The 16457-nt window shown below is 32.6% G+C and carries 16 protein-coding genes; 13 read left to right on the forward strand and 3 right to left on the reverse strand.

Annotated elements, in window-relative coordinates:
- The first annotated feature begins 2 nt into the window (after positions 1 to 2).
- The 7 genes from PQF96_RS22000 to PQF96_RS22030 all read left to right on the forward strand — a co-directional run bounded on the left by PQF96_RS22000 (position 3) and on the right by PQF96_RS22030 (position 6965).
- Positions 3 to 1007, forward strand: a complete 1005-nt coding sequence (locus PQF96_RS22000; RefSeq protein WP_271768394.1) for a vWA domain-containing protein — start codon at positions 3 to 5, stop codon at positions 1005 to 1007.
- A gap of 77 nt (positions 1008 to 1084) precedes the next feature.
- On the forward strand, positions 1085 to 2119 hold the full coding sequence (locus PQF96_RS22005; protein WP_109436118.1) for a vWA domain-containing protein: 1035 nt from the start codon (positions 1085 to 1087) through the stop codon (positions 2117 to 2119).
- Positions 2120 to 2125: 6 nt separating this feature from the next.
- Positions 2126 to 3028: a tetratricopeptide repeat protein gene (locus PQF96_RS22010; protein WP_143918410.1), complete on the forward strand. Its 903-nt coding sequence runs from the start codon at positions 2126 to 2128 to the stop codon at positions 3026 to 3028.
- Positions 3029 to 3073: 45 nt separating this feature from the next.
- Positions 3074 to 4843: a BatD family protein gene (locus tag PQF96_RS22015; protein ID WP_109436116.1), complete on the forward strand. Its 1770-nt coding sequence runs from the start codon at positions 3074 to 3076 to the stop codon at positions 4841 to 4843.
- A 12-nt stretch (positions 4844 to 4855) separates the two neighbouring features.
- The gene (locus tag PQF96_RS22020) at positions 4856 to 5605 is read left to right on the forward strand and encodes a tetratricopeptide repeat protein (protein ID WP_271768397.1); all 750 of its coding nucleotides are present in this window, start codon (positions 4856 to 4858) and stop codon (positions 5603 to 5605) included.
- A gap of 123 nt (positions 5606 to 5728) precedes the next feature.
- Positions 5729 to 6031 (forward strand): hypothetical protein, encoded by a 303-nt coding sequence (locus PQF96_RS22025; protein WP_271768399.1) that lies wholly within the window; start codon positions 5729 to 5731, stop codon positions 6029 to 6031.
- Positions 6032 to 6041: 10 nt separating this feature from the next.
- The gene (locus PQF96_RS22030; protein ID WP_271768401.1) at positions 6042 to 6965 is read left to right on the forward strand and encodes a hypothetical protein; all 924 of its coding nucleotides are present in this window, start codon (positions 6042 to 6044) and stop codon (positions 6963 to 6965) included.
- A 173-nt stretch (positions 6966 to 7138) separates the two neighbouring features.
- Here the strand turns inward: PQF96_RS22030 and PQF96_RS22035 are convergent, their stop codons facing one another.
- Both PQF96_RS22035 and PQF96_RS22040 read right to left on the reverse strand, forming a co-directional pair.
- Complete coding sequence (locus PQF96_RS22035) at positions 7139 to 7540, reverse strand: hypothetical protein (protein WP_271768403.1); 402 nt, start codon at positions 7538 to 7540, stop codon at positions 7139 to 7141.
- A gap of 93 nt (positions 7541 to 7633) precedes the next feature.
- Positions 7634 to 10258: a beta-mannosidase gene (locus PQF96_RS22040; RefSeq protein ID WP_271768406.1), complete on the reverse strand. Its 2625-nt coding sequence runs from the start codon at positions 10256 to 10258 to the stop codon at positions 7634 to 7636.
- Positions 10259 to 10544: 286 nt separating this feature from the next.
- Between PQF96_RS22040 and PQF96_RS22045 the strand changes: the two genes are divergently transcribed.
- The 4 genes from PQF96_RS22045 (at position 10545) to PQF96_RS22060 (ending at position 15234) form a co-directional block, all read left to right on the forward strand.
- On the forward strand, positions 10545 to 10868 hold the full coding sequence (locus tag PQF96_RS22045) for a hypothetical protein (protein ID WP_109436112.1): 324 nt from the start codon (positions 10545 to 10547) through the stop codon (positions 10866 to 10868).
- A 148-nt stretch (positions 10869 to 11016) separates the two neighbouring features.
- Complete coding sequence (locus PQF96_RS22050; RefSeq protein WP_109436445.1) at positions 11017 to 12597, forward strand: SulP family inorganic anion transporter; 1581 nt, start codon at positions 11017 to 11019, stop codon at positions 12595 to 12597.
- A 28-nt stretch (positions 12598 to 12625) separates the two neighbouring features.
- Entirely contained in the window at positions 12626 to 13252 is a 627-nt protein-coding gene (locus PQF96_RS22055; RefSeq protein ID WP_109436111.1) for a carbonic anhydrase family protein, read from the forward strand.
- A gap of 116 nt (positions 13253 to 13368) precedes the next feature.
- The gene (locus PQF96_RS22060; protein ID WP_271768409.1) at positions 13369 to 15234 is read left to right on the forward strand and encodes a SulP family inorganic anion transporter; all 1866 of its coding nucleotides are present in this window, start codon (positions 13369 to 13371) and stop codon (positions 15232 to 15234) included.
- Positions 15235 to 15252: 18 nt separating this feature from the next.
- Here the strand turns inward: PQF96_RS22060 and PQF96_RS22065 are convergent, their stop codons facing one another.
- Positions 15253 to 15759, reverse strand: a complete 507-nt coding sequence (locus tag PQF96_RS22065; RefSeq protein WP_109436109.1) for a CvpA family protein — start codon at positions 15757 to 15759, stop codon at positions 15253 to 15255.
- Between the two features lie 170 nt (positions 15760 to 15929).
- Between PQF96_RS22065 and PQF96_RS22070 the strand changes: the two genes are divergently transcribed.
- Complete coding sequence (locus PQF96_RS22070) at positions 15930 to 16181, forward strand: hypothetical protein (RefSeq protein ID WP_271768412.1); 252 nt, start codon at positions 15930 to 15932, stop codon at positions 16179 to 16181.
- Complete coding sequence (locus PQF96_RS22075) at positions 16178 to 16450, forward strand: hypothetical protein (protein ID WP_109436108.1); 273 nt, start codon at positions 16178 to 16180, stop codon at positions 16448 to 16450. The genes PQF96_RS22070 and PQF96_RS22075 overlap by 4 nt, the downstream gene beginning before the upstream one ends.
- The last annotated feature ends 7 nt before the right edge of the window (positions 16451 to 16457 follow it).

Consider the following 16457-nt stretch of genomic DNA (forward strand, 5'->3'; position numbering starts at 1 on the left):
CGATGTTTGAAAATTTTACATTCGAGAATCCACAGTTTTTTTGGTTGTTTTTATTACTTCCGCTGGCAATAGCATGGTATGTTTGGAAACGAAATAAGCAACAGGCAGCGTTAAAAATTTCAAGTATTAAAGGGTTTAAAACTTCAGGAAGTTGGTTGACTAAGCTTAAACCATTGTTATTTGTAATTCGATTAATTGCGTTGTCACTAATCATTACTGCTTTGGCCAGACCCAGAACGGTAGACGTGTCTACAAAAACCAAAACAACCAAAGGTATTGATATTGTAATGTCTATTGATGTATCAGCAAGTATGCTTGCAAAAGATCTTAGACCAAACCGATTAGAAGCGCTCAAAGAGGTAGCAGCAGAATTTATAAAAGATAGGCCTAATGATCGTATAGGGTTGGTAGTCTATGCAGGAGAAAGCTTTACTAAAACACCGATTACTAGCGACAAATCCATTGTGCTAAGTAGTATGAAAGATGTAAAATATGATAATGTTTTAGAAAATGGTACAGCAATAGGAATGGGGTTAGCAACCTCTGTGAATAGATTAAAAGATAGTAAAGCTAAAAGTAAAGTAATTATTTTACTTACCGATGGTTCTAATAATGCAGGTTTTATAGATCCTAAAATTGCTTCAGAATTAGCAGTAGAATATGGAATAAAAACTTATACGATTGGTATTGGTACCAATGGGATGGCTCTTGCACCGGTTGCAATGTTACCCAATGGATCTTTTCAATATGGGAGAGTACAGGTAGAAATTGATGAAGATTTATTAAAAGAAATTGCCAAGGCTACAGGAGGTAAATATTTTAGAGCAACAAATAACAAAAAGTTAGAACAGATTTACGAAGAAATTGATAAATTAGAAAAGACAGATATAGAAGAGTTCAAATTTTATAATTATGAAGAAAAATTTAGGTCGCTTGTTTTGCTGGCTGGGTTTCTGGTTTTTATAGAGTTTTTACTTCGATATACAGTGTTTAGAAGTTTTATCTAATGTTTGGTTACATTAAGCTTTCGCACTGAGCTTGTTGAAGTGTACTTGTTTTAAAGTGCAGATTTAGTATAAAGAATATGTATTTATTAGAAGAGAAAATATATTTATGGTTATTACTGGGTGTTCCGGTACTAATTATTTTGTTTTTAGGTGTTTTAGTCTGGAAAAAAACAACACAGAAAAGGTTTGCAGATTTAGCATTGCTTAAAAAACTAAGTCCAAATCAATCTACTTTCAAGTCTGTTTTAAAAATAATAGTGATTAGTCTGGCTTTGGTATGTATGATTATTGCTTTGGTCAATCCAAAGGTAGGTACCAAATTAGAAACAGTAAAAAGAGAAGGAGTGGATGTTGTTTTTGCACTGGATGTGTCAAAAAGTATGTTAGCAGAGGATATTGCTCCTAACAGGTTAGAGAAATCAAAACAATTGGTAACTCAGATTATTAATAATTTGGCGAGTGATCGTATCGGTATTATTGCGTATGCTGCAAGTGCATTTCCTCAATTACCAATTACAACAGATTATGCTGCTGGTAAGATGTTTTTACAATCGATGAATACCGATATGCTTTCTTCTCAGGGAACTGCTATTTATGAAGCCATAGAGTTAGCAAAGACGTATTATAACGACGAAGAACAAACCAATAGAGTGTTGTTTATTGTAAGTGATGGGGAGGATCATCAGGGTAATGTAAAAGTTATAGCAGAAGAAGCAGCCAAAGAAGGTATTAAGATTTTCACCATTGGTGTGGGATCTGAAAAAGGAGGACCAATTCCTATAAAACGGAATAGTATTGTGCAAAGCTATAAGAAAAATAGTGAAGGAGCTACTGTGATAACCAAGCTAAATAAAACAACATTGCAAGAAATTGCTAATGAGGCAAATGGTGTATATATTGAGGGTAGAAATACAAAGCAAGTTGTAGAAGAGGTGACCGAAATTCTTCAAAACATGGACAAAAAAGAATTCGAAGCCAAACAATTTGCAGATTTTAAAGATCAATTTCAGTGGTTTCTGGGAGCAGGGTTGTTATTATTGTTTTTAGATATTTTCTTATTAGAAAGAAAGACATCTTGGGTTAAAAAATTAAATCTGTTCAACGAACAATAGTGAGTTATGAAGAAGGTTTTAAGTATTATATTATGTTTTCAGTTTGGGATAATTTTTTCTCAGGAAGAAAACCGTGAAAAAACTATTAATGAAGCAAATCAGTTTATTGCTACGGGTAATAAAGTGTTGGTAAATGATGGTAATTTTCCTGAAGCAGAAGGAGAGTATAGAAAAGCCATTGCTAAAAACCCAGTAGATCCTACTGCAAAGTATAATCTGGCAAATGCATATTATACTTCAGAAAAATATGATGAAGCGACTGTACGTTATACAGAAGCGGCGAAGGTGGCAACGGCCAAATCAGAGAAGCACAAAGCATTCCATAATCAGGGGAACACCTATATGGAGCAGAAAAAATATAAAGAAGCAGTAGAAGCGTATAAAAATGCACTGAGAAGCAATCCAAAAGATGATGAAACTCGATATAATCTGGCGTTAGCAAAGAAAATGTTGGAGCAGCAACAGAAAGAAGACGAGAAGAATAAGGACAAAAATAAAGATAAAGACAAAGACAAGAAGGACGATAATAAAGATAAAAAAGAAGGAGACGATAAAAAGGACGAGAAAGGTGATGAAGGAGAAAAGGACAAAGATGAAAAGGGAGATCCTAAGGATGACAAAAAGGATAAAGGTGACAAAGGTGATGAGGAAAAAGAAAATGAAGGTGATAAAGAGAAAGATGAAAAAGGTGAACCTAAGGATGATAAAAAGGATAAGGGAGAAGATCAAAAAGATGAGCAAGGAAAACCAAAGGATGAGCAAGCACAACCACGCCCTCAAGGACAGTTATCACCTGAACGTGTTAAGAGCTTGCTAGAAGCCATGAATAATCAGGAAAAGAAGGTGCAGGACAAGATCAATGCCAAGAAAGTAAAAGGAGCAAAGACCAGAACAGATAAAGATTGGTAAAAATATAGAAAAGGCCTTTTTGGCCAGAGAAGAAACAAGTAAAAAATGAAGTTAAAACTAATTTTTCTAACGCTATTTCTAAGCACAATGCATCTTGCTTTGGGCCAGGTAAAATTTGAGGCGAAAGTAAGCAAGAAAAAGTTGGGTGTAAATGAAAGGTTACGAGTGGATTTTGAAATGAATAAAGATGGAGATAATTTTACACCTCCTTCTTTTTCTGGTTTTACAGTGGTGGGTGGACCTAATCAATCAATTAGTAATTCTTGGATTAATGGTAAAAGATCATATGCCAAAACGTTTAGTTATTTTCTTGAACCTACGCGTAGAGGGAGCTTTACTATAAAGCAGGCAACTATAGAAATAGATGGGCAAACGTATAAAACCTTGCCCTTAAAAATTGAGGTAACTGGTGCGGTAGATAAACCCAAAGACGGTAATGACACAGACTTTGTTGCCAGTGAGAATTTACATCTTATTGCAGAGGTGTCTAAAGCAAATCCATATCTTAACGAGGCAATAACAGTGGTATATAAACTATATGTTAGTCCAAGAATTAGTGTGAGTAACTGGAGAGAGTTAGATAGCCCAAAGTATAGTGATTTTTGGAGTCAAGCTATCGATATGAAACAGCTTAAAATCGAAAACGGAGAATATAAAGGAGAACCATATCGATATGTAATCCTGCGTAAAACAGTGTTATATCCTCAAAAGACAGGTAAATTAAACATAGAACCTCTTACTTTAACAGTTTCTGTAGATGTACCAACAAAGAGAAGAGATATTTTTGGAGGTAGATTGTATACCACAGTGAATAAAACTGTTGCAGCAGGAAATAGAACAATTAATGTAAAATCATTACCAACACAAGGAAAACCAGATGATTTTTCTGGAGCAGTTGGATCATTTAACTTTAAGGTAACAACGAATAAAAAAGAATTAGATGCTACAGAATCATTAGATGCTAAAGTATCGGTTTCAGGAAATGGGAATCTAAAGCTTTTTGATTTGCCAAAACTTAATGTTCCTAATGGATTAGAACAATATGAACCTCAGCATAATGAAAGAGTTCGTACCAATCTAACTGGGATGGCAGGTGATATATCAGATACCTATACTTTGGTACCTCAGTATAAAGGTAAATATCCGATACCTTCAATTTCATTTTCTTATTTCGATCTTAAAACAGAAACCTATAAACGAATTTCATCAGATGAAATCGTAATTAGTGTAAAGAATGGCCCTGATGGAGGAAATACTGTGGTTACTTCTGAGTCAGAAGGTAGCACAAATAAAAAACTTGTAACCCAAACAGGAAGCCAGTTTAGATTTCTAAAATTAAATGCAAACCTTCAACCTATTAAAAAAGAATACTTTTTTAAATCCACCGCGTACTGGTTATCATTAACTGCTCCATTATTAGCTATTCCTTTATTTCTTTTCTTTGGAAAAAAGAGACAAGAAAGACTAAGTGATGTAAGCGGAAATAGGGTTCGTAAAGCAGATAAACTGGCTCGTAAATACCTTTCAGAAGCTAGAAAGAATTTGGGGAATCAAAAGGAGTTTTATATTGCTATGGAACGGGCATTACATAACTATCTAAAAGCAAAATTACATATACAGACTAGTGAAATGAGTAAAGAACGTATACAACGATTGCTCAAAGAACGTGGTGTAGAAGATACCATTACTATAGAATTTATTGCATTACTGGAAAGTTGTGAGTTTGCTAGATATACGCCATCCTCTACCTCGGCAATGCAACAAGATTATGATAAGGCTTCTAGAGTAATTGCAACCATAGATAAACAATTATAAACAGGCATGAAGATGAAAAGGATAGTCGAAATACTAATTTTTTTAATCATTACATCTGGGCTTGCTCAGGATGAAGAGGCCTTTCAGAGAGGTAACTCACTATATAATCAAGAGAAATATCAAGAGGCAATCGATGCGTATAAAACAATTTTGGATACTGGTCAGGAATCAGCCTCTCTATATTATAATCTGGGTAATGCCCATTATAAATTAAGTAATATTGGGTTTAGTATTTTTTATTATGAAAAAGCACTAAAATTAAAGCCTAATGATGATGATATTAAGAACAATCTTGCGTTTGCGCAAAAAGCAACCATAGATGCTATAGATATAATTCCTGAGGGTTTTATTTCGAAAATAATTAAGAAGTTTACCAATATGTTTAGCTTCGATCGATGGGCATGGTTTTCTGTAATTTGCGTTGTCTTGTTTGTAGTTTTATTTATCTTGTACTATACCACTCATATATCTTCGAAAAAACGATTATTCTTTGCGAGTTCGTGGTTATTGTTAGTCTTTAGTCTATTTGCAGTCTTTTTTGCCTTTAAACAGTATAATTTTAATAAAAACAATCAATTTGCCATTATTTTTGCTCAGGAAACTACGATCAAAAGTGAACCAAATTTAAGAAGTGAGGAAGTTTTTGAGCTTCATGAAGGAACCAAGGTACAGGTCACCGAGACAGTGAATGATTGGAAAAAAATTAAACTGGCCGATGGAAAAATCGGATGGATACCTGCAACAGATTTAAAAGAATTATAAAGACCCTTCAAAACCCTTATACTTGCTCTAGATAAAAAATAAATTACTATTTTGTTATAGTGTGCTTGCTAGTTGGTGTGCTTCTGTATTCAACTAAGGAAAAGATTTAAACCGACTTAAAATATGATTTATTTGACAATGATGATTTTTGTAAAAGACGGAAAAGAAGAGGTTTTTCATCAATTTGAAGAGTTAGCAATCCCGTTATTGAAGGATTATAAAGGGAAATTAATTTATCGACTCAGGCCGACTAAAGAATCTTTTATTTCTCACGAAGATGAATTACCATATGAAATTCATTTCTTGTCATTTGAATCTGAATCTGACTTTGTAAATTTTGCCAAAGACAAACGAAGAAAAGAATTTTTACATCTTAAAGAAGAATCCATTAAATCAAGCTTTCTCATTAAAGGGATGAAAGTATAATGCATGACAAATGAAAGATTTAATATTTAGGAGTACAGTGAGGGTGTTTCTTTTATGTAATACATTCATTTTGGCACAGGACCGTGAAGAAGCATTTATCACTATGTTTGAACCCAAAAATATCTCTACAAATTCGGTCGAATATTCTTCTTCGTTTTCCTCGTCTGGAATAGAAGTATACTTTACCAGAAGTAATAACAAATGGGGTACAGGAAACATGAAAACCTCAATATACTATTCCGTTAAAAAAAATGGCAAATGGTCAATTCCTGAACAGGTTTCATTCTCAAGTCAGTTTGACGATAGTTCTCCCCATTTAACTACAGATGGAAACACTTTATATTTTGTTTCTAAAAGGCCTTCTAAAGGCGTTCCAATTTCTTCAGATATTTGGGTTGTAAAAAAGGATGAAACAGGAAAATGGGGTATTCCTTTTAGATTAAATAATCCTGTTAATTCTGAATATAGAGAATATAGCCCCTGTACTGATGATGCAGGGAATTTATATTTTGCATCTGATAGACCAAACGGGTACGGTCAAGGGGATTTATATATTGCCAAAATAGAAAATAAAAAATTTATGGCACCTGTCAATTTGGGGAATTCTATTAATACAAAACATGGAGAATGGAATTTAGAAGTTAATAAAAAAGGTAATCTACTTATTTTTGAAGCTTCTGGTAGAAAAGAAAATGTTTCTTCATATGGTGATCTTTATATAAGTTTTAAATCAGATACCAAATGGTCTATTCCTCAAAATATTAAAGAATTAAATACCTCTGGGAGTGACCTTTATCCTCATATAACACATGATGGAAAAACTCTTTTTTTTACAAGCAGTAATAGTCTTAATAGTGTAGATACTAATATCTATTTTACTGAATTCAAACCCATTTATGAAAAGTATAAAAGGCAAGCCGTTTTTCTAAAATAATGCTTCAAGAATGACGGTATATCAAATCTTTTTTTTTCACATCATAATAATTAAGAAACAGAACCATACACAAAACCTTGTATTTCATTAAAAAAAGAATAAAAATGAAATTGAACGTAAGAGAATTGCAGGGTAATGATATTGAAAACGTAAAATCAAAACTGATTAGTTATTTAAAAGCAGCTTAATATTTCTAATACCTGAATAACGCTTCCAACTACTATTTCGGTTGTTGAAAATTGATAGGCTGTGTTTTGATTACCTGAAGTCAACATGATAGAAGCTGCAGGATTTAAACATGCTACATTAGTATCGAACCCTACTAAGATGTTAGATGTTATTTGCTGACTTAATGCGGGAGGAAAGTAGTTATCATGGTGCATATAAAAACCTGTTGATGAACCAAAAGTATAATTGGTAGTATTATAATGGTTAGCATTAACAAAATTCGTAAAGTTTTTGTTTTGGTAAACATTGTTTTTGAAATTTCCAAAACCATTATTGGTATTAGTGTTTTGAGCAATACTAGATAAAAAACTAAAGAAAGCAAAAACACAAATAAGCATAGTCTTCATAATACATTTCTTTTTCCTAAAACAAATGATGCTAAAAATACCCTACTAAAAAAAATAAAAAAGTACGGGTTATTAATTTAAATAAAATAGTCGTTAGTGGTTCACTATATTATTATCATGGTTTATTCTTTTATAACTATCGATCAGCGTCATTACTTTAAAGGTATTTTTAAAAGACTCAAGAGTTTCTAGATTACTTTTCTTAATATGTATCCTCTTCTCGGTATTGGGAAGCATATCAAAATAATTATCAGAGAAGTTGGCATTAGAATCCGAAGAAAGAAAAACATCTTTTGCTATTTTTTGGGTTTTGAGCAGTACTTTAAAATGGTCCTTGTCTTCAGTAATAGAATAACTTAGATTAGGATCTGGAAAATCAAGTGATTTATAGGGAGATAGATATAATGTATTTTCAGATAAAATATGCTCATTAACTAATAATTCGGTATGCAATACCACATTGTTATGAGATGCTTCTTTTAGAAAATCATTTTTTAATATTGTCAGATATTTTTTAGATTGATTTTCATCAATAGTAAGCTGTTTCTTCCATTCTTTGATTTGATTCCCGTCAAAATCCAGTAAACGTATATTCAATAGTGCAGGAACCCTTTTTAAGGAGTCAGAAACAACAAATACATTTATAGTATCTTTTTTATTTTCATAGCTAATTAATATGTTTTGGAAAGATTTTTTGGCAGTATAATGCAATGCTTTCCATTTTCCGTAGTAATCGATACTTGACCATGATGCTACTGGCCAACAGTCATTAATTTGCCAGTAAAGACTTCCCATGCATCGATCTCTGTTTCTTCTATGCGCTTCGATTCCCACTTTTATCCCATGAGCTTGTAATAGTTGACTAACATATAAGAAACTTGCAAAATCTTTGGGTTTCTTATAATGTCTAAGCATATATTCTTCTATAGTTTCATTTCCGATACTTGATCTTTGATGAGATTTCATCACGTCAGAATACACATCATGATCTTCTGGAAGTGTATACTTTTCTACTGTCGTTAGTTCAGGAAAGGATTGAAAGCCATATTCAGACATGAAACGAGGGATGGCAGTATTGTAATTATCAAAAGGTTCTTTACCCCACCAAACTTTCCAATAATGCGCATCTCCTTTTTCAAAAGATTCTTTTTCTCCAAAATCACTACCAGGAGAAGATGGCCAATATGCGCGATTGTTATCATACATATTAACTACTTCTGGAAGAACATTATGAAATATGTCATCATATGCTTTCCAAATGGTATCAGCAATTTCTTTTGATTGTTCTTCAATTACTTTATTTTTCCAACCCCAGTTTTCCCAGGCAGAAAGAATTTCATTATTTCCACACCATAACGCTATAGAAGTATGATTCCTTAGTCTTTTTACATTGTCTATGGCTTCCTGTTTAACATTGTCTAAAAAAGATGAATCTCCAGGAAACATTGCACAAGCAAACATAAAATCTTGCCAAACCAAGAGTCCCATTTCGTCACATAATTCATAGAATTCATCGTTTTCATAAATACCACCTCCCCATACGCGTAACATATTCATATTCGCTTCTTTGGCTGATGATAAAATATGGATGTAATTTTCTTTTTTGGCTCTGGTTAAAAATACATCTTGAGGGATGTAATTAGCGCCTTTCATAAATACAGGATGACCGTTTACTTTAAAATAAAAGGAAGAACCTACGGCGTCAGGCTCACGAACCAATTCAATAGTCCTTAATCCAATCTTATGTGATTTTGTATCTATATAAGAACCGGCGGTTATTTTTACTTCTACATCATATAAAACTTGTGCTCCCATCCCGTTAGGCCACCACAATTTTGGGTTTTCTATTTCAAAAGGAATTTCAAGATTATTTTTTCCATTAGCGATTTGAGTGTCAACGATTTTTATAAGTTCTTGGTTTACAAAAATTTCAACTTTAGTTTTTTTGTTTTCGAGATCTGCATCTACTTCAATTTTGGCAGTTAACATTGCTTTTTCATCGATACTATTTTGTTGTATAAACAAATCTTCGATTTTATGATGGTTCCAACTTTTTAGCTTTATTGGTTTCCATATACCAGAAGTCACTAGGCGTGGACCCCAATCCCATCCAAAGTGATAACCTGCCTTTCGGGTAAATATACTTACTTGTTTTTCATCTTCAACCTTTCCTATTTTTGACAAATCATTATCTGATACTGGGATTTTATAGGGTAAAGCATCATATTTTTTAATTCCTTTTTTTATAGGAGAATCGAAAAGAATATGTAGTTTATTATCTCCAATTTTTAATAGTGATTTTACATCTTTAGTATATGTTCTAAACATATTATCTGTTTGGAGTAATAAAGAGTCATTAAGATATATTTTGCTATATGTATCAAGACCTAAAAACTCTAATTCTATATGTTGTTTATCAAGGTCGTTTTTAGAAAGTTTAAAATTGCTTTGATATTCCCAATTTTCTTTATCTATCCATTGTAGATTGTGCTCGTTTAATCGGTAATAGGGATCTTCTATTTTACCAAGAGTGATAAGGTCAGTATGCACTGTCCCGGGAACACTGGCAGTATTCCATTGAGTATCGGTGGATGATTTGAAATTCCAATTTTTATTTAATTCAATTACGGAAACAGAAGAATCGATTCCGCATCCCCATACAGAAATTAATATCATAGTAAAGAGTATTACTCTTGAGTTTAGCGTATATTTTTTCATATAGCGAGTTTCATATAATCTGTTGTGCGCAAAAAGATACTTATAATTATGGCTTAATACTATTTTGCAATTAGTTTTCTATTCATTCCTTTTTGGTTTGATTTCTAAAACCCATAATCAATTACAAAAATACATTTGTTTTGTAACGAGAATCATATGATTTATTTATACATTCCTTTTTCTCTATTTTGTGCGATAAAGTTCTAGATTTGTTAAATAATTTTACAATTCATTTAACAACTTTTGAAAGTAATACTGTTATTTTAGTATTTTAAAATTTTGTATAGTGACAACTAAACTTCAAATAGCTAAAATTTTAATTGTTTTTGGTTTTCTTTTAAGTATGACCAATTACAGTGTTGGATTATTCAATTTCTACACTTGTGAAGATAAAACTTCTGTAGTGCTTGAAGAGAGTGATAATTCAGAACAAAAAGAGAAGGAAAGCTCTGAGAAGGATGATCACAAAGAAAAAGACAAAATTTCGCAGTTTTATGATGATAAAGAAGCTACTTTGGTAGATTTATTTATAAAACAATATCCAGAGTTTTATATTTTGAATTCTTTGGTATATCTAGAACATAAGACACCGCCACCTAAATATTCATAGCAATTTACGATCACTTATATGTTTAAAATCGAGCTTTTCGATTATAGGGATACGTCTTTTCAGTTTTAAATGACATCAAATCAATTTTACTCAAGTTTTTTTTAATCATTTTGATTAACAAGAGCAATTAATTTATATAAATATGAACATTTTTAAGAATTTAAAAAATGATCTACCAGCAAGTATTGTAGTATTTTTTGTAGCGTTACCATTATGTTTGGGTATTGCGTTAGCTAGTGGAGCTCCTCTTTTTTCTGGTTTGATAGCCGGAATCATTGGAGGGATTGTTGTGGGAGCCTTAAGTGGTTCCAAAATAGGTGTTAGTGGACCTGCTGCTGGATTGGCAGCGATTGTACTTGCATCAATAGGTGAATTAGGTGGATATGAAAACTTTTTAGTGGCTGTCGTATTGGGAGGGATAATACAATTGGTATTTGGGTTATTAAGAGCAGGGATTATTGGATATTACTTTCCTTCTTCGGTAATTAAAGGAATGCTTACTGGTATTGGTATTATTATAATCTTAAAGCAAATTCCTCATTTTTTTGGTTATGATTCTGATCCCGAAGGAGATTTCTCATTTTTCCAGATAGATGGTGAGAATACATTTTCAGAAATAATTAATTCTTTTAACTTTATTAGTCCAGGTGCTACATTAGTAGCTGCCTTAGGTTTAGGGATACTCATATTATGGGATAAAGTGTTAGTCAAAAAAGCCAGGATTTTTCAATTGGTACAAGGACCATTGGTTGCAGTAGCCGTAGGTATTATTTTTTATGTTTTAACTAAAGATAGTTCTGGTCTGGGAATCTCTTCAAATCATTTGGTTAGTGTTCCAATACCCGAAGATGTATCGTCATTTTTGGGTCAATTTAGCTTTCCTAACTTTGAAGTGATTTTTCAGCCAAACATTTGGATTACTGCATTTACCATAGCTTTAGTGGCAAGTTTAGAAACATTATTGTGCGTTGAGGCTACCGATAAGCTTGATCCGGATAAAAATGTGACACCTACCAATAGAGAATTACTGGCACAAGGAACTGGAAACATTATTTCAGGAATGATAGGAGGATTACCTATTACTCAGGTAATTGTTCGTAGTTCTGCAAATATTCAATCAGGGGGAAAATCTAAAATGTCTGCAATCATTCATGGGTTTTTATTACTCATTTCAGTAATTTTAATACCTAGGTTGCTTAATATGATTCCTCTTTCGGTTTTGGCTTCTGTATTACTTGTTGTAGGATATAAATTGGCAAAGCCGTCATTGTTTAAAAAGATGTTTGCACTGGGCTGGAAGCAATTTTTACCTTTTACTGTTACTGTAATAGGGATTGTATTTACAGATCTTTTGATGGGAATTGGACTTGGATTAATGGTTGGAATTGTAGTAATTTTAATTAAAAGTTATCAAAATTCCCATTTCTTGCACATTGAAGATAAGAGTAATGGAAAACATAAAATTGTTATGACTCTAGCAGAAGAGGTTACTTTTTTTAATAAAGGAGCAATCTTAAAAGAACTGGATCAATTACCAGAAGACACTTATCTTACTCTTGATGTAAGGAAAACAAGATATTTGGATAATGATATTATTGAAATTTTGGAGGATTTTTCTGAAAAAGCAAAGAATAAAAATATTGATATAAAGCTAATTTCTGAGCGAGGTACTGTTGAAAACCCTGATAGTTATATCCAGTTTTTTAACCTTAGGCCAAAATCAGTTTAAATCAAATCAAACGTAAATTTTTATATTCATGAAAGCATATACTAAAGAAACACAAGCAATGGTAACTCCAAAAGGAGCGATAGAATTGCTTAAAGAAGGAAACTTAAGATTTCAGAAAAAAATGAAATCTGACCGAGACTTGTTAGAACAAGTAGCAGACACCAAAAGCGGTCAGTTTCCATTTGCCACAATTTTAAGCTGTATTGATTCCAGAGTATCTTCAGAATTAATTTTTGATCAAGGGATTGGAGATATTTTTAGTGCAAGAGTTGCAGGAAATTTTGTAAATGAGGATATTTTGGGGAGTATGGAATTTGCCTGTAAATTAGCAGGAACCAAATTAGTGTTGGTTTTGGGGCATACTGCATGTGGAGCTGTAAAAGGAGCTTGTGATGATGCAAAACTAGGTAATCTAACTGCACTAATCAGTAAAATTAAACCAGCAGTTAAAGCAGTTGTAGAACCAGAAGATACTTCATTAAGAACATCTAAGAATATTGATTTTGTAAATGAAGTAGCAGTAAAAAATGTTCATATGACTATTGACAATATTAGAAAAGAAAGCGAAGTGCTTCGAGACATGGAAGATAATGGAGAAATATTAATCGTAGGTGGAATGTATGATATAAGCAACGGAAAAGTCACCTTTTTCTAAGAACAACAAATCTTAAAGTTTTATCAAAAAAAGTCAATGCTTTATGCATTGACTTTTTTTATATTTGTTTTGATAGTTTTACTATTATTATAAGGACAAAGAGTAAAAAGGAATATATGAAAGGATTTTTTAGCAATTTTAAAGGAGATGCTTTTGGGGGATTAACAGCTGGAATAGTGGCTTTACCATTAGCACTAGCATTTGGGGTATCTTCTGGATTAGGTCCTAGTGCGGGTTTATATGGGGCAATTTTTATTAGTTTTTTTGCCTCACTTTTTGGAGGAACAAATACTCAGATTTCTGGTCCGACAGCGCCAATGACAGCAGTAAGTATGTTGGTTATTGCTGGTATAATAGGTGCTAATGATGGAAATGTTGAAAAAGCATTACCAGCGATTCTTACTATATTTTTGATGGTAGGAATAATTCAGATCGGTCTAGGAGCAATAGGAATAGGAAAATATATCAGATATATACCTTATCCAGTGGTCTCGGGTTTTATGACCGCTATTGGAGTTATGATATTAATTACACAACTTTTACCTGCTTTTGGTTATTATCCAAAAGAAGATGAGGCTTTTGTAAATCAATTCAAACCACAGGCAGAAGAGGTGATTTTGAATAAAATTCTAAAAGATGAAGCAGGAGAAGGTATTCTTGTGCTTGAGGATTTTAAAGAAACGATTAAAAGAGCAGAGAATATATCACATGATGAAATTTATCTTGAAGCTGTGACTCTTGCAGGCAACGCTGCCTCAGGAGTTATGGGAGCTATAAAGAGTTTGCCGAATGCATTGTCTAATATTAATTATTTAGAGCTTATTCTTTGTCTGGTTACTATTGTTATTATCTATGGTTTTAAACGCATTACCACCGCAATACCTAGTACATTGGTTGCCTTGGTTATAGTTTCTGGAGTAGCCTATGGTTTTGGATTAAAATATAGACCAATAGAAGAGATACCTAGCGGATTTCCAATACCTAATCTATCTATATTTTCAGAATTTAGCTTATCATCCGTAACGCCATATATCTTTACAGCCTTATCTCTTGCTTTTTTAGGGGCAATTGATTCTTTGTTGACTTCTGTGATAGCAGATAACATGACTAAAACCAAGCATAAACCAAATAAAGAATTAATTGGACAAGGGATTGGGAACAGTATTGCTGCAATTTTTGGCGGAATACCGGGAGCAGGTGCTACAATTAGAACCGTGGTAAATATTAATGCAGGTGGAAAAACAAAATTATCAGGAATGATAGCAGGTGTTTTACTACTGGTAGTTTTACTGGCTCTTGGGCCAGTTGCATCTCAGATTCCGGCAGCAGTTTTGGCAGGAATTCTAATTACTGTGGGTATTGGAGTGATGGATTATAAAGGACTTAAAGCCATGCCGCACATGCCAAAGATTGAAGTGGCTATTATGATCATTGTTTTAGTTTTATCGGTTTTTTGGAATTTGGTTTATGCTGTAGGTATAGGCTTGGTTATTGCTTCCTTAATGTTTATGAAAAAAATGGGAGATGTTACTGCAAGTAAATCCAAAGTAGAATCTCTTGAGGGTCTGGAAGGTAATAATTTGAAAGAGAGCGTATGGAAAGATGAGATTAATATACCCAAGCAACTTAAAGAAAATATATTTATTAAACATCTTAATGGCCCTGTGTTTTTTGGATCTACAAGTGAACTTCAGCAATTAGCAATGCAAATCCCAGAAACAGCAAAATATGTAATTTTAAGAATGGATAGAGTTCCTTATATGGATCAATCCGGGGTGTATACTTTAGAAGAGATTATTTTTGGTCTGGAACAAAAAGGAGTTAAAACTCATATTGTTGGTATCCAGCAACAACCATTATATCTCGCCAAAAATATTGATATAGTACCAGATTTAATACCTGAAGATCGTGTATTCAAAGATTTTGACTCCTGTATTGCCTATTTAAACAATGCAATTGAAGAAGATTCTACAAGTTCTTAAGACCTAATACAGATCGTATTAACTTTCTTGAGAATTGTTATTGGTGTTTTTTAAAATACTAGGCAATACCATAGGAGCTAGTTTACGAACTGGTTTATATAAATATGAGGAGTTGATTGTTTCTTCCTTGATAATGGTGATGTTCCTGTTGATAGCATCAATAAATATAATAATGACGCTTGAAATAAAAGCCATTTTTAAAACTCCAAATGCCGCTCCTAGTATCTTATTCAAAATCCCTAATGCTGCATAGTCAGCAATTTTGGTTAAAATTTTCCCAGCAAGGGAAACGAGTATAACAACCAGAATAAAAGTGAGGGCAAAAGCCACAAGTTTCATAGCACCTTCTTGCCAATCTACATATTGACCAAGATACCCACCAATAATATGAGAAAAATGAACTGCAATATATATTCCAACAATAAGAGCAACCAAAGAGGCTAAAGAAGCAAATAAGCCTTTACTAAGACCTTTTATTAATCCCCATAATAAAAGAATCCCCAAAATGATATCAATGTAATTCATTAATCAGTGATTATAATGTCAAATATAATTCATTTATACCCATATCCGAAGATCTGATATGTATTTGCCGTTTTATAAAGAGATGCCATCAATATAGAGTAGCATAGTTCTATATTGTAAAATTAAATATTATTGTATATATTTAGCATATAATATATATGATATATACCATGAGAAAAATTATAGATATAGATGAGCAAATAATCCCTAAACTCAAGCTAATAGCGGCAATAGAGGATTCTAGTGTTAAGAAAGTTATGGAGGACGCTATACTGTGGTATATCGAACAAAAGGAAAAAGAACAAATTGAAGCAATGTCTTTAGATCAAAAAGAAGACCTTGGACTGTTACTTTTAATGCAAAAAGCTAACCCATCTATTACAATAAGTGAGGAGGAATTATTTACATCTGATAAAACATGAAGCTAAAAATTTCAGAACAATTTGCTAAAGACTTTAAATTGGTAAAAGATGTTTCTCTTCAAGAAAAAGTAAAAAATGTCTTAGAGATGCTAAAATCAGCCAAAAACAAGGATCACGTGTCTCAGCTTAGAAAAATACATGGTAATGATAATGCCTATAAAATGGGTATAGGGTTTTATTTTCTAATTGCTATCATGTCCTCAGAACAAGAAATAATACTTATGAGGTTATTACATAAAGATGTGTTAACACAAGTACTTGATAGATAACTAATAC

It is taken from the genome of Aquimarina algiphila, assembly GCF_947494415.1.
GTDB classification, from domain to species: Bacteria; Bacteroidota; Bacteroidia; order Flavobacteriales; family Flavobacteriaceae; genus Aquimarina; species Aquimarina algiphila.

Coding starts and splice junctions, on each gene's coding strand:
- PQF96_RS22000 (WP_271768394.1), top strand. CDS start 3: ATGTTTGAAAATTTTACATTCGAGAATCCACAGTTTTTTTGGTTGTTT.
- PQF96_RS22005 (WP_109436118.1), top strand. CDS start 1,085: ATGTATTTATTAGAAGAGAAAATATATTTATGGTTATTACTGGGTGTT.
- PQF96_RS22010 (WP_143918410.1), top strand. CDS start 2,126: ATGAAGAAGGTTTTAAGTATTATATTATGTTTTCAGTTTGGGATAATT.
- PQF96_RS22015 (WP_109436116.1), top strand. CDS start 3,074: ATGAAGTTAAAACTAATTTTTCTAACGCTATTTCTAAGCACAATGCAT.
- PQF96_RS22020 (WP_271768397.1), top strand. CDS start 4,856: ATGAAAAGGATAGTCGAAATACTAATTTTTTTAATCATTACATCTGGG.
- PQF96_RS22025 (WP_271768399.1), top strand. CDS start 5,729: ATGATTTATTTGACAATGATGATTTTTGTAAAAGACGGAAAAGAAGAG.
- PQF96_RS22030 (WP_271768401.1), top strand. CDS start 6,042: ATGAAAGATTTAATATTTAGGAGTACAGTGAGGGTGTTTCTTTTATGT.
- PQF96_RS22035 (WP_271768403.1), bottom strand. CDS start 7,540: ATGAAGACTATGCTTATTTGTGTTTTTGCTTTCTTTAGTTTTTTATCT.
- PQF96_RS22040 (WP_271768406.1), bottom strand. CDS start 10,258: ATGAAAAAATATACGCTAAACTCAAGAGTAATACTCTTTACTATGATA.
- PQF96_RS22055 (WP_109436111.1), top strand. CDS start 12,626: ATGAAAGCATATACTAAAGAAACACAAGCAATGGTAACTCCAAAAGGA.
- PQF96_RS22060 (WP_271768409.1), top strand. CDS start 13,369: ATGAAAGGATTTTTTAGCAATTTTAAAGGAGATGCTTTTGGGGGATTA.
- PQF96_RS22065 (WP_109436109.1), bottom strand. CDS start 15,759: ATGAATTACATTGATATCATTTTGGGGATTCTTTTATTATGGGGATTA.
- PQF96_RS22070 (WP_271768412.1), top strand. CDS start 15,930: ATGAGAAAAATTATAGATATAGATGAGCAAATAATCCCTAAACTCAAG.
- PQF96_RS22075 (WP_109436108.1), top strand. CDS start 16,178: ATGAAGCTAAAAATTTCAGAACAATTTGCTAAAGACTTTAAATTGGTA.